Source organism: Pseudomonas putida (genome assembly GCF_028682395.1).
In the GTDB taxonomy this organism is placed as follows: domain Bacteria; phylum Pseudomonadota; class Gammaproteobacteria; order Pseudomonadales; family Pseudomonadaceae; genus Aquipseudomonas; species Aquipseudomonas putida_AB.
In genome coordinates this window covers 255,397-268,858 of sequence record NZ_JANHLC010000001.1, presented here as the reverse complement: position 1 = coordinate 268,858, position 13,462 = coordinate 255,397, and the positions used below count along the sequence as shown (strand labels likewise).

Annotated in this window: 12 protein-coding genes; 10 read left to right on the top strand and 2 right to left on the bottom strand. The window is 60.1% G+C overall.

Going from position 1 to position 13,462, the window contains the following annotated elements:
- Positions 1 to 32: 32 nt before the first annotated feature.
- Together prpF and prpD are read left to right on the top strand one after the other, a co-directional pair.
- Positions 33 to 1,223, top strand: a complete 1,191-nt coding sequence (gene prpF, locus NPS46_RS01265) for a 2-methylaconitate cis-trans isomerase PrpF (protein ID WP_274104577.1) — start codon at positions 33 to 35, stop codon at positions 1,221 to 1,223.
- Positions 1,224 to 1,354: 131 nt separating this feature from the next.
- Positions 1,355 to 2,839 (top strand): 2-methylcitrate dehydratase, encoded by a 1,485-nt coding sequence (gene prpD / locus NPS46_RS01260; RefSeq protein WP_274104576.1) that lies wholly within the window; start codon positions 1,355 to 1,357, stop codon positions 2,837 to 2,839.
- 56 nt (positions 2,840 to 2,895) lie between these two features.
- Here prpD and NPS46_RS01255 read toward each other — a convergent pair whose 3' ends face one another.
- Positions 2,896 to 3,774 (bottom strand): DMT family transporter, encoded by an 879-nt coding sequence (locus NPS46_RS01255; protein WP_274105373.1) that lies wholly within the window; start codon positions 3,772 to 3,774, stop codon positions 2,896 to 2,898.
- Between the two features lie 139 nt (positions 3,775 to 3,913).
- Between NPS46_RS01255 and NPS46_RS01250 the strand changes: the two genes are divergently transcribed.
- The gene (locus tag NPS46_RS01250; protein ID WP_274104575.1) at positions 3,914 to 5,338 is read left to right on the top strand and encodes a PLP-dependent aminotransferase family protein; all 1,425 of its coding nucleotides are present in this window, start codon (positions 3,914 to 3,916) and stop codon (positions 5,336 to 5,338) included.
- Positions 5,339 to 5,382: 44 nt separating this feature from the next.
- On the opposite strand, the gene ppsR is transcribed toward NPS46_RS01250, so the two are convergent.
- Positions 5,383 to 6,201, bottom strand: a complete 819-nt coding sequence (gene ppsR / locus NPS46_RS01245; protein WP_274104574.1) for a posphoenolpyruvate synthetase regulatory kinase/phosphorylase PpsR — start codon at positions 6,199 to 6,201, stop codon at positions 5,383 to 5,385.
- Between the two features lie 181 nt (positions 6,202 to 6,382).
- Here ppsR and ppsA point away from each other — a divergent pair, with 181 nt between their 5' ends.
- The 7 genes from ppsA to sigX all read left to right on the top strand — a co-directional run bounded on the left by ppsA (position 6,383) and on the right by sigX (position 13,388).
- A complete protein-coding gene (gene ppsA, locus NPS46_RS01240; protein WP_274104573.1) occupies positions 6,383 to 8,758 on the top strand; it encodes a phosphoenolpyruvate synthase in 2,376 nt (791 codons plus the stop codon).
- Between the two features lie 103 nt (positions 8,759 to 8,861).
- Positions 8,862 to 9,851, top strand: a complete 990-nt coding sequence (locus NPS46_RS01235; protein ID WP_274104572.1) for an alpha/beta fold hydrolase — start codon at positions 8,862 to 8,864, stop codon at positions 9,849 to 9,851.
- A 201-nt stretch (positions 9,852 to 10,052) separates the two neighbouring features.
- Complete coding sequence (rraA, locus tag NPS46_RS01230) at positions 10,053 to 10,544, top strand: ribonuclease E activity regulator RraA (protein WP_274104571.1); 492 nt, start codon at positions 10,053 to 10,055, stop codon at positions 10,542 to 10,544.
- Between the two features lie 27 nt (positions 10,545 to 10,571).
- Positions 10,572 to 11,567, top strand: coding sequence for a CorA family divalent cation transporter (locus NPS46_RS01225; protein WP_274104570.1), 996 nt, complete (start codon positions 10,572 to 10,574; stop codon positions 11,565 to 11,567).
- A 66-nt stretch (positions 11,568 to 11,633) separates the two neighbouring features.
- The gene (locus NPS46_RS01220) at positions 11,634 to 11,879 is read left to right on the top strand and encodes a CrfX protein (protein WP_274104569.1); all 246 of its coding nucleotides are present in this window, start codon (positions 11,634 to 11,636) and stop codon (positions 11,877 to 11,879) included.
- A 2-nt stretch (positions 11,880 to 11,881) separates the two neighbouring features.
- On the top strand, positions 11,882 to 12,706 hold the full coding sequence (locus NPS46_RS01215; protein ID WP_274104568.1) for a mechanosensitive ion channel family protein: 825 nt from the start codon (positions 11,882 to 11,884) through the stop codon (positions 12,704 to 12,706).
- 91 nt (positions 12,707 to 12,797) lie between these two features.
- Positions 12,798 to 13,388: an RNA polymerase sigma factor SigX gene (sigX, locus tag NPS46_RS01210; protein WP_274104567.1), complete on the top strand. Its 591-nt coding sequence runs from the start codon at positions 12,798 to 12,800 to the stop codon at positions 13,386 to 13,388.
- Positions 13,389 to 13,462 lie beyond the last annotated feature (74 nt).

Genomic DNA, 13,462 nt, shown 5'->3' with positions numbered 1-13,462 from the left:
CTGGTGCCCCGGTCTTAACAGGAATGACTTCCATGGCTCATGTTGCGCAAATCAAGATTCCCGCCACCTATATGCGTGGTGGCACCAGCAAGGGCGTGTTCTTCAGCCTCGAGGACCTGCCGGTCAGCGCCCAGATTCCTGGCGCGGCCCGTGATGCCTTGTTGATGCGGGTGATCGGCAGCCCCGATCCCTACGGCAAGCAGATCGACGGCATGGGCGCGGCGACTTCAAGCACCAGCAAGACGGTGATTGTCGCGCGCAGCGCGCGCCTGGAGCACGATGTCGATTATCTGTTTGGCCAGGTCTCCATCGATACCGCCTTTGTCGACTGGAGTGGCAACTGCGGCAATCTGTCGGCGGCGGTGGGGGCGTTTGCTATTGCCAGCGGCCTGGTGGATGGCAGCCAGATTCCGCGCAATGGCGTGGCCATCGTGCGGATCTGGCAGGCGAATATCGGCAAGACGATTATTGCCCATGTGCCGATCACCGATGGCATGGTCCAGGAGACCGGTGATTTTGAACTCGACGGCGTGACCTTTCCGGCCGCCGAAGTCCAGCTGGAATTCCTCGACCCTGCGGCGGATGAAGAGGGGGGCGGTGGTTCGATGTTTCCCACCGGCAACTTGGTCGATGAGCTGCAGGTGCCGGGTGTCGGTACCTTGAGCGTGACGATGATCAACGCCGGCATTCCGACGATTTTCGTCAATGCCCGGGATGTCGGCTATCAGGGTACGGAGTTGCAGGACGCAATCAACGGCGACGCCAAGGCCCTGGCCATGTTCGAGAGCATTCGTGCCCACGGTGCGGTGCGGATGGGACTGATTGCGCATATCGACGAAGCGGCCAAGCGTCAGCACACGCCCAAGGTGGCTTTTGTCGCCGGCCCGGCCGACTACGTGTCGTCCAGCGGCAAGGCGGTGGCGGCGGCGGATATCGATCTGTTGGTGCGAGCGTTGTCCATGGGCAAGTTGCATCACGCCATGATGGGCACCGCGGCGGTGGCCATTGGTACGGCGGCGGCGATACCGGGGACCCTGGTCAGCTTGGCGGCCGGTGGCGAAGCCCGCAGTGCCGTACGTTTTGGCCATCCATCGGGCACGTTGCGCGTCGGTGCCCAGGCCCGTCAGGTCGACGGCAACTGGGAAGTGACCAAGGCCATCATGAGCCGTAGTGCGCGGATTTTGATGGAAGGTTGGGTCCGCGTGCCTGGCGATAGCTTCTAACCTTTCACGCCATCACCTCTCCCTGCACCCGCTCGCGCCTGCCGGGAGAGGTGAATACCCAGAAAATAACAGTGAACAGCCTGATCGAGGAATGCCGAACATCCCACTGATTTGAATGGAGTGCATCACTCATGAGCGCCAATGTTGACCTCAACGATCGCCCCGACTACGACACCGTCCTGCAGACTATTGCCGACTACGTACTGAACTATCGCGTCGAGTCTCGCGAGGCCCTGGATACGGCCCGCAACTGTCTGATGGATACCCTCGGTTGTGGCCTGCTGGCCTTGCGTTTTCCCGAATGCACCAAGCATCTGGGGCCGTTGGTGGAGGGCACGATCGTGCCATTGGGCGCGCGAGTGCCTGGAACCTCGTTTCGCCTGGATCCGGTCAAGGCCGCCTGGGATATCGGCTGTATCGTGCGCTGGCTCGATTACAACGACACCTGGCTGGCCGCCGAGTGGGGCCATCCCTCCGATAATCTCGGCGCCATCCTGGCGGTCGCCGATCACCTTTCGCAGAAGCGCGTGGCCCAGGGCGAAGCACCACTGAGCATGCGGGCGGTGCTGGAAGCGCTGGTCATGGCTCACGAGATCCAGGGTGTGTTGGCCTTGGAGAATTCCTTCAATCGGGTCGGTCTCGACCATGTGCTGCTGGTCAAGGTCGCATCCACGGCGCTCACCGCCAAATTGCTGGGCGCCAATCGCGAGCAACTGCTCTCGGCACTCTCCCATGCCTTTGTCGATGGACAGGCCCTGCGCACCTATCGTCATGCACCGAATGCCGGTTCGCGCAAATCCTGGGCGGCGGGCGATGCCAGCAGTCGTGGTGTGCGCCTGGCGGATCTCGCAATGCGCGGCGAGATGGGCATTCCAGGGGTCTTGAGCGCGGCGCAATGGGGCTTCTACGATGTGCTGTTTTGCCACACCAATAAGGACCTGGCGCTAAAACCGGCGGATCAGCGGGTCTTTCGGCTGTCCCAACCCTATGGCAGCTATGTGATGGAAAACGTGCTGTTCAAAATCCGTTTCCCGGCCGAGTTCCACGCGCAAACGGCCTGTGAGGCTGCGGTGACGCTGCACCCGCAGGTCAAGGGCCGTCTGGCGCAGATCGAGCGGATTGTGATTACCACCCATGAATCGGCTATCCGCATTATTTCCAAGGTCGGCAAGTTGGCCAATGCCGCCGACCGTGACCATTGTCTGCAATACATGACGGCCGTGCCGCTGATTTTCGGCGACCTGGTGGCCGAACAGTACGAGGATGACTTTCACGCAGCCCATCCGCTGATCGATGAGTTGCGCGAGGAAATGGTGATTGTCGAAGAACCGCGCTACAGCCGCGAGTACCTGGAAGCCGACAAACGTTCCATCGCCAATGCCGTCCAGGTGTTTTTCAGCGATGGGACGAGCACGGAGCAGGTGGCGGTCGAGTATCCCATTGGCCATCGTTGGCGGCGTGCCGAGGGGATTCCACTGCTTGAAGAGAAGTTTCGCGCCAATCTGCTGACCCGCTTCACGGTCCGGCGCAGCGCCGAAATCCTGGCTTTGTGCAAGGACCAGGCAGCGTTGGAGGCGACGCCGGTCCGTCGGTTTGTCGACCGTTTCGTGAGCTGATCGAAGGCTGGCACGCAAAGGGCTCCCGGGCTTTTTGCGGGGCTTCCAGGCCCAGTTCAGGCCCTGCGGGTGGGTACCTTGCTGATGGCAAAGCCGGCCAGCAGCGTTATGCAATAGAGGATCAACTCCAGGGAAAGCACTTGGCCTTCGTACCAGGCGCCGATGATCACCGCGAACACCGGAAAAATAATAAACACAAACGACAGCACAACCGGACTCAGGCGCTTGAGCAGCACGAAGTAAGCGATAAAGCCGCCGACCGAGGCAACCAGGCCCAGGTACAGAAGGGCGGTCCAGGAACGCTGGCTGATCGCGCTGAGATCCGGCGCCTCCAGCCACAGGCCCGTGGTAAACAGCATCAGCCCGGCAATACCGATGGGTAGGGTGTTGTAGGTGATGACGCTGATGGCGCTGCCGCGGCGCTTGGTCAGCACGTAGCACAAGGCATGCATGATCGCGGCCGCAAGAATGGCCAGTACCCCCAGTCCGCTGGCGCTATCGAGGTGCAGACCCTGGCTGCGAATAATCATGAACAGGCTGGCGAAGCCCACGGCGATGCCGAGCATTTGCCGGCCCTGGATTTTTTCACGTAGCAGGATCGCGGAAAAAATCAGGATAAACACCGGCATGCAACTGAACAGTAGGGCGGTCAGGCCCGAAGAAACCTGCATTTCGCCATAGTTGAGCAGGTAGTACGGCAGGCTGAAGTAGCACAGCGTGACAAACGCCAGGAACCCGAACTGGCCTCGGGGAAACCGCAGCGGTTCGCCGCGCCAGTAGGCAAAGCCGAGAAACAACGGAAATGCGATCAAAAAACGCAGGCCGGCAGCGGTCAGCGGCGGCACGCTTTCGACGGCGATCTTGATGCCGAGCCAGGTCGTCCCCCAACTGAGGCAGACAACCAGAAACAGCGTGCAGGTGAGCAGGGACGCCAGTGTGGCAGTCTTGGGGGCGGGTAATGTATCGGTCGGACTTAATGACATGGTGTTATTCGCTCGCTGACAGGACGATGACCGCGATATTTGCGCTAATCTGCGCGGTATAACCGGTTAATCGACCCTATTGAGGCCAGCAATGACAGTCAAAGCCTATAACGACATGGTGGCAATAATGCGGGCCGGGCTGGTCTCGGGCGGCGGGCTCAAGTACCGACGCCTCTGTGAGGCCGTGGTGGCCGGTATCGACTCCGGGCGCATCGCCCCGGGCGGCAAGCTGCCGCCGCATCGCTGGTTGTCGTATCAGTTGGGGGTGACGCCGGGAACCATCAGCCGAGCCTATGGCGAACTGGAGCGGCTGGGGCTGGTGGTCGCGCGGGTCGGTGATGGCACCTTTGTTCGCCAGAGCGGCGTGGAGCGTCAGCGCGACGAAGGCTTTCGCAATGCCGATGATGAGGCGGCGACCTGCCTGGACATGAGTCGCAATATGCATATCCCCGTGGGCGAGCCCGATCTACTGGGGCGCAGCCTGCAAGCCCTGGCCGGTGATCCCCAGGCGTTGGGCGTGCTGGGAGGCTATGCCCCGGAGCAGGGCTATCTGCGGCATCGCCAGGCCGGAGCCGACTGGATGAGTCATGCCGGGTTTGTCGCCGATCCGGCGCGAGTCATCTGCGTCAACGGCGGCCAGCATGGATTGCTTTGCGCCTTGATGGGGTTGTTTCGCGCCGGCGATACCCTGGTGACCGAATGCCTGACCTATCCGGGGCTGATCAGCGCAGCGCGGATGCTTGGCCTGCGCCTGGTCGGGCTGGAAATGGACGAGCAGGGGGTGTTGCCTGCCGCGCTCGATGAGGCCTGCCGAGCCCATCGGGTGGCCGCACTGTATTGCACGCCAACCCTGCAAAACCCAACGGCAGCGGTGCTGGATGGGCGGCGGCGCCAGGCTCTGGTGGAGATTTGCCGTCAGCACAATCTGCTGATTCTGGAGGACGAAGCCGATGGGGTGCTGCTCCGGGAACGGCCGTTGCCGCTGAGTGACTTCGCCCCGGAGCGCACGGTGATGCTCGCGAGTCTGAGCAAGGCCCTGTCATCGGGGTTGCGGGTCGGCTATCTGCATGCGCCGCAACCCTTGGTCAGCCGTCTGGCGGCGGCGGTGCGGGCGACCTGCTGGATGGCGACGCCGCTGATGCAGGAGTTGGCGGCGCGCTGGATCGAGGACGGTACGGCGGCGCGCCTGCTGGCGCGACAGATCGACGAGGTGGCTCGGCGCAAGGCGCTGGTGGTGGACCGGTTGGCGGGGCTGGCTTATCGCACCCATGCCCGCAGCCCGCATTTCTGGATCGAGGTGCCGGCCCCTTGGCGGGCATCGCAGATCGAGCGTGAGTTGCGCGCCTGTGGCTATCGCATTGCCACGGCAGAAGCGTTTGCGGCAGGTCAGGGGGCTGTGCCGCAGTTTGTTCGGGCGAGCGTGTGCAACCAGGTCGCAGACGATGGGCGATTGATCGCCGGGTTCACGGCGCTGGCGGCAGCGCTAAAGCAGGATGAGGTGCATGGGCTGGGCTGAAGGCGCCGACTCGCACCCTGTGGCAGTGCGAGTCGGCGTGGCGCTTATTTGAAGCGGCGTTCGACGCCTTTTTCCACAAGGATCTTCGCGGAAATTTCTTCCACGGAGAAATGGGTGGAATTGATGTGGGGGATGTTCTCGCGGCGGAACAGGTTTTCCACTTCGCGTACTTCGAATTCACATTGGGCGTAACTGGAATACCGGCTGTTGGGCTTGCGCTCGTGGCGGATGGCCGTGAGGCGATCCGGGTCGATGGTCAGGCCGAAGAGTTTGTGCTGGTGGGCGCGCAGGGCCGTGGGCAACTGCAGGCGTTCCATGTCTTCTTCGGTCAACGGGTAGTTGGCGGCGCGGATGCCAAACTGCATGGCCATGTACAGGCAGGTCGGGGTCTTGCCGCAACGCGATACGCCGACCAGGATCAGGTCGGCCTTGTCGTAGTAGTGGGTGCGGGCGCCATCGTCGTTGTCGAGGGCGAAGTTCACCGCCTCGATGCGCTCCATGTAATTGGAGTTGTGACCAATGGAGTGGGACTTTCCTACGCTGTAGGAAGAATGCTCAGTCAGTTCCTGTTCAAGAGGGGCCAGGAACGTCGAGAAAATGTCGATCATGAAACCATTGGAAGTCGCGAGAATCTCACGAATATCCTGATTGACGATGGTGTCGAAAATAATTGGGCGGAAACCGTCTTTTTCGGCGGCGTTATTGATTTGTTGTACCATTGCGCGGGCTTTTTCCACGCTGTCGATGTACGGGCGCGTGAATTTGGCGAAAGTGATGCTTTCAAACTGCGCCAACAGGCTTTGGCCGAGCGTTTCGGCGGTAATACCCGTGCCGTCGGAGATAAAGAAGGCAGATCGTTTCATTTGCGCTTTGGGCCTTAAGCTGATGACGAATCTTGGATATGATAGGCAGGATTTGCCGGCCATGAATGGCGGGCATTCTCACTTATTTTCCAGGTCCAGGCCACCGTCGCTGAGCCGAGCTCCTACACCGTGAGCCGCCAGCACTTTGAGCTTTTCCAACACAGTTAGTGGAGAGATCACCTTGGTAGAGTACGTAGTTTCCCTCGATAAGCTCGGCGTCCATGATGTGGAGCATGTGGGGGGCAAGAACGCATCCCTGGGCGAGATGATCAGTAACCTCGCGGGCGCCGGTGTTTCCGTGCCCGGCGGCTTTGCGACTACGGCCCAGGCTTACCGTGATTTCCTTGAGTTGAGCGGTCTGAACGAACAGATCCACGCGGCGCTCGATGCCCTGGACGTCGACGACGTCAACGCCCTGGCCAAGACCGGCGCGCAGATCCGTCAATGGATCATGGAAGCCGAGTTCCCTGAGCGTCTGAACAGCGAGATCCGTACCGCGTTCGCCGCACTGTCGGCCGGCAACCCGGACATGGCCGTTGCCGTGCGCTCCTCGGCCACCGCCGAAGACCTGCCGGACGCCTCCTTCGCCGGCCAGCAAGAAACCTTCCTGAATATTCGCGGCGTGGAAAACGTGATCCGCGCAGCCAAGGAAGTGTTTGCCTCGCTTTTCAACGACCGTGCCATTTCCTATCGCGTGCACCAGGGCTTCGACCACAAACTGGTCGCCCTGTCGGCTGGCGTGCAGCGCATGGTCCGTTCCGAAACCGGCACCGCCGGTGTGATGTTCACCCTCGACACCGAGTCGGGTTTCCGTGATGTGGTCTTTATCACCGGTGCCTATGGCCTGGGCGAGACGGTGGTCCAGGGCGCGGTCAACCCGGACGAGTTCTATGTGCACAAGGGCACGCTGGAAGCCGGTCGTCCGGCAATCCTGCGTCGCAACCTGGGCAGCAAAGCGATCAAGATGATCTACGGCGACGAAGCCAAGGCTGGTAAATCGGTCAAGACCATCGATGTCGACAAGGCCGACCGTGCGCGTTTCTGCTTGAGCGACGCCGAAGTCAGCGAACTGGCCAAGCAGGCGATGATCATCGAGAAGCACTACAAGTGCCCGATGGACATCGAATGGGCCAAGGACGGTGACGACGGCAAGCTGTACATCGTCCAGGCACGTCCCGAGACCGTGAAGAGCCGCACTTCGGCCAATGTCATGGAGCGTTACCTGCTCAAGGAAACCGGCACCGTGCTGGTGGAAGGCCGGGCGATCGGTCAGCGTATCGGCGCCGGCAAGGTCCGCATCATTCGTGACGTGTCCGAAATGGACAAGGTACAGCCAGGCGACGTACTGGTCTCGGACATGACCGACCCGGATTGGGAGCCGGTCATGAAGCGCGCCAGCGCCATCGTGACCAACCGCGGCGGGCGTACGTGCCATGCGGCGATCATCGCCCGTGAGCTGGGGATCCCGGCTGTCGTGGGCTGCGGCAATGCGACGCAGCTACTCAAGGATGGCCAGGGCGTGACCGTTTCCTGCGCCGAAGGCGATACCGGTTTCATCTTTGAAGGTGAGCTGGGCTTTGATGTGAAGAAAAACTCCGTCGATGCCATGCCTGATCTGCCGTTCAAGATCATGATGAACGTCGGTAACCCTGATCGGGCCTTCGATTTTGCCCAACTGCCCAACGCGGGTGTGGGTCTGGCCCGCCTGGAATTCATCATCAACCGCATGATCGGCGTGCACCCCAAGGCACTGCTCAACTACGCCGGCTTGCCGCCAGAGATCAAGGACAGCGTCGACAAGCGCATTGCCGGTTACAACGATCCGGTGGGCTTCTATGTCGAGAAGCTGGTTGAAGGCATCAGCACACTGGCTGCCGCGTTCTGGCCGAAAAAGGTCATCGTGCGTCTCTCGGACTTCAAGTCCAACGAATACGCGAACCTGATCGGCGGCAAGTTGTACGAGCCGGAAGAAGAAAACCCGATGCTGGGCTTCCGCGGTGCGTCGCGCTACATCAGCGAAACCTTCCGTGACTGCTTCGAGCTCGAGTGCCGTGCACTCAAGCGCGTACGCAACGAGATGGGCCTGACCAACGTCGAGATCATGGTGCCGTTTGTGCGCACCCTCGGCGAAGCCAGCCAGGTGATCGATCTGTTGGCGGAAAATGGCCTGGCGCGCGGTGATAACGGCTTGCGCGTGATCATGATGTGCGAGCTGCCGTCCAACGCCATTCTGGCCGAGGAATTCCTCGAGTTCTTCGACGGTTTCTCCATCGGTTCCAACGACCTGACCCAGCTGACCCTGGGCCTGGACCGCGACTCCGGGATCATTGCGCACCTGTTCGACGAGCGTAATCCGGCGGTCAAGAAGCTGTTGGCCAACGCCATTCAGGCGTGCAACAAGGCGGGCAAGTACATCGGTATTTGCGGCCAGGGCCCGTCCGATCACCCGGATCTGGCCAAATGGCTGATGGAGCAGGGGATCGAAAGCGTTTCGTTGAACCCGGACTCCGTACTGGAAACCTGGTTCTTCCTGGCCGAAGGTCAGGGCGCGCTCTGATCCACGAGTGAAGTGCCGGCCAGCCCTAGTGGCTGGCCGGTATTTCTAAAGTTTGTAGGGCGGGTTCCATCACGAGCACCGCCCTTTTTTGTGCAAGAGCATTATGCAAAGCAGCAGTCATCTTTTTCCTGTCGCCTTGATCAGCGCCGAGCGTCGCGGCGATCTGAGCGAGGACGTCTATCGCCTGAAGCCGGGCAACAGCCCGGACAGCAGCGTCCAGTTGGCAGTGACCCGCCTGGGCATGGCCGACGAGCCCGCTGCGCGTGGCATTCCTGTGGTGTTGCTGCACGGCAGCTTCTCCAATCGCCGGTTCTGGTTTTCGCCCAAGGGCATCGGGTTGGGGGCTTATCTGGCCCGGGCGGGCTTCGATGTCTGGATTCCGGAGATGCGCGGGCATGGTCTGTCGCAGCGCAACCGCCTGTATAGCAAGAACCGAGTGGCCGATTATGCGCGCTACGACCTGCCCGCCATCGCTGCGTTTGTCCGCGAGCAAAGCGGCCAAGTGCCGCACTGGTTGGGGCATTCGCTGGGGGGCATTACCCTGGCCGCCGCCCTGGGTGGGCATTATCTCGGTGCGCCGGGAGTGGCTTCGGTGGCGTTTTTTGGTAGCCAGATCAGTCGTACCTACTGGCCGTTGAAAATCCCGCCGGTGGAGTGGGGCGGGCGTTTCCTGCTCAAGCGTTTTGCTCAGTTGTCGGGTTCGCGCCTCAAGCGTGGGCCGGAAGATGAGCCCATCGGGCTGGCGCTGGAAAGCATGCGCTGGCATGGTCTGTTCGGTCGCTTTGGTGATGCCGAGCGTGACTGGTGGGCGGGCCTGGCCGAAGTCAATCTGCCTGTGCTTGCGGTGAGCGCGGCCGCGGACGTGCAGGACCCGACCTGGGCCTGCCGCAAATTGTTCGAGCAGTTTGCCTCCGAGCAGCGCCAGTTTGTCTGCCTGGGCCGCAAGCAGGGCTTTACCTCGGATTTCGGGCATGTCGAGATGCTGGTCAGCAAAGCGGCGCAGGCTGAAGTCTGGCCGCTGGTCGCGCGCTGGCTGAACGATCAGACGAGCCCCGTGCTGACTGAAGCGCCCGCTCTGGAGCAGGTAACCTAGACGTTTTGGTCATTCCGCTTGGCACAGCTAACCGCTAAGATGTGACGCATTATGTCGTTCCGGTCATTTTCGGTTTCTGGTTCGACCTTGTGTTCGTTGTAGGCGGGTTCCGGCTTAAACATCATGGCCCGCAACTCGTTTCAGCCTACACAGACGATTTCTCGATGTTTCCCGTATTCCTTTTTTGATAGGAGTTTCTCGATGAATCATTACCTCACGCCTGATCTGTGCGACGCCTACCCCGAACTGGTGCAGGTGCTGGAACCCATGTTCAGCAATTTCGGCGGCCGGGACTCCTTTGGTGGTCAGATCGTGACCGTCAAATGCTTCGAGGATAACTCGCTGGTCAAGGAGCAGGTGGATGTCGATGGGACGGGCAAGGTGCTGGTCGTCGATGGCGGCGGTTCTCTGCGTCGCGCCCTGCTGGGTGACATGCTTGCCGAAAAAGCCGCCAAGAATGGCTGGGAAGGCCTGGTTATCTATGGCTGCATCCGTGATGTCGATGTGATCGCCCAGACCGACCTCGGCGTCCAGGCGCTGGCCAGCCATCCGATGAAGACCGATAAGCGCGGCATTGGCGACTTGAACGTGGCAGTGACGTTCGCGGGCGTGACGTTCCGTCCGGGCGAGTACATTTATGCTGACAACAATGGCGTGATCGTTTCGCCAAGTCCGCTGAAGATGCCGGAGTAACCAGGCGTTCGGGCCTGAGGGGTGAGGATGTTCGAAGAGGAAAACGCGCAGTGGGGGCTGGTTCATGCCCTGGTCCTGGACGGTAAGGGCGGTGCGCGTTCGATCGCTCGGACGCAGTTGGACGATCTGCAGTTGCAGCCTGAGGAAAGCCTCTGGCTGCATTGGGATCGTAGTCACCCGCAGACCCAGACCTGGCTGCGCAAGGAAAGCGGACTCAGTGAGTTCAGCTGTGACCTGCTACTCGAGGAGAACACCCGGCCGCGGTTGTTGCCGTTGCCCGAGCACGAATTACTGCTGTTCTTGCGTGGGATCAATCTCAATCCCGGTGCGGAACCGGAGGATATGGTCTCGGTACGAATCTTCGCCTCGGCCCGACGCGTGATCTCCCTGCGGCTGCGCCCGCTGCGGGCCACCGATGAACTGCTGGTGCAGCTCGCCGATGGCAAGGGCCCCAAGAACAGCTCCGAACTGATCCTCTACATGGCCCAGTACCTGACACACAAGGTTCAGGACCTGGTGGGCGAGCTGTCGGAAGTGGTCGACGCCGAAGAAGAAAAGCTTGATGCCGATGAACGGTATACACCGGAGCATGGCGAAATTTTGCAGATCCGGCGACGGGCCGCCGCCTTGCGTCGATTTCTGGCCCCGCAGCGGGATATTTTCGGCCAACTTACCCGAAGCAAGCTACCTTGGTTCGCGGACGATGATGGCGACTACTGGAATGAATTGAATAACAGCCTGACCCGCTACCTGGAAGAGCTGGAATTGACTCGCGAGCGGGTCGGGTTGGTGCTGGAGGCGGAAGACCGGCGGTTGAGCGTGCGTATGAATCGCACCATGTACCGTTTCGGTGTGGTTACCGGGATCTTTCTGCCGATGAGTTTTCTGACCGGTTTGCTGGGTATCAACGTCGGTGGCATCCCGGGTTCCGAGAGTCCATACGGTTTTCTGATTGCCTGCGTCATGATGATTGGCGTGGCGTCGGGGCAATGGTTGTTATTCCGACGATTGCGCTGGGTTTAATTCCCTGGGCCATGTGACCCGGTGATTTTTGATCGCGTCTTTCACAGACATCCCGAGAGGTGCGATATGCACGATCCGTTCGAACAGTCCCTGCGGGACATGCTTAAAGCGTCGCCGTCCTGCCGTGATGATGATGCGTGCCTCGGGCGAGTCCTGAAAACGGCCAATCGCCAGGTCGGGGCCGGTGATCTATTTGGTTTGCTGGGGCGCTGGCTGCAGGCAATGATGATTGCCCTGAACAATGGTTCGGCCCATGTGGCGCCGGTTTCGCGTCGTAAAACTACTGCTCGCACTGCTGATAAGGCTGATTGAATATGGGAATTGATCTCTGGACTCAGAGTCTCGTGGCAGCGATGACTGCCCTGTGGACCAAAGTGGCTAATTTTATCCCCAATCTGTTCGGGGCTCTGGTCGTTGTCTTGCTCGGCTTTGTGGTCGCCAAGCTACTCGACACGCTGCTGTCCAAGTTGCTGGCCAAACTGGGTCTTGATCGCCTGATGGGCGGGACCGGCCTGACGAAGCTGTTGGGGCGTGCCGGGATCCAGGTGCCGATCTCGACCTTGATCGGCAAGATCGTCTATTGGTTCATCCTGTTGATTTTCCTGGTCTCGGCAGCTGAGTCCCTGGGGCTTGAGCGCGTTTCCGCGACCCTGGACATGCTGGCGCTCTACCTGCCGAAAGTATTCGGCGCGGCGCTGGTCCTGCTGGTGGGGGTTTTGCTGGCCCAGTTGGTCAATGGCCTGGTGCGTGGCGCAGCAGAAGGCGTAGGGCTGGACTACGCTAGTGGGCTGGGGCGGATTGCTCAGGGGCTGGTCATTATCATCAGTATCTCGGTCGCGATCAGTCAGCTGGAAGTCAAAACCGATCTGCTGAACCATGTCATCGTCATTGTTTTGATTACCGTTGGTCTGGCCGTTGCCTTGGCAATGGGGCTGGGTAGTCGGGAAATTGCCGGGCAGATCCTGGCGGGAATCTATGTGCGCGAGTTGTACCAGGTTGGACAAGAAGTGCGGGTTGGCGAGGTCGAAGGCCAGATAGAAGAGATTGGCACGGTTAAAACCACGTTGTTGACCGAGGAGGGTGAGCTGATTTCCCTCTCCAATCGGATCCTGCTGGAGCAGCATGTGAGTAGCCGCTAATCCGGCAAACCCTGCTAATGTACGCCGCCGCAAAAAAGCCTGAGTTTCTCGGCTGCGGCGGACATTGACCTGACTGTCGGCCTGACTCGTTTTGAATAAGACCCAATCGCTGTCCATGCGTTACGACCCGCGCGAGCTCTCCGATGAGGAGTTGGTGGCGCGCTCGCATGTGGAGCTGTTTCACGTGACGCGCGCGTATGAAGAGTTGATGCGCCGCTATCAACGAACCTTGTTTAACGTTTGTTCTCGTTATTTAGGGAACGAACGCGATGCCGATGATGTCTGTCAGGAAGTGATGCTCAAGGTGCTCTACGGCCTGAAGAACTTCGAGGGTAAGTCGAAGTTCAAAACATGGCTATATAGCATCACTTATAACGAGTGCATTACACAGTACCGAAAAGAGCGGCGAAAGCGCCGCCTGATGGATGCGTTGAGTCTCGATCCACTTGAGGAAGCGTCTGAAGAGAAGGCGCCAAAGCCCGAGGAGAAGAGCGGACTTGACCGCTGGTTGGTTTATGTTAATCCGATTGATCGTGAAATTTTGGTGCTACGCTTTGTTGCGGAACTGGAATTTCAGGAGATTGCGGACATAATGCACATGGGTTTGAGTGCGACGAAGATGCGATACAAGCGTGCTCTTGATAAATTGCGTGAGAAATTTGCAGGCATTGCTGAAACTTAGTTCGGCGCAAATATCTCTTACGTGCAGGCAGGTTCTGTTAGACTTGCCGCCGAGTTGTCCCCCGGTATGCGGGA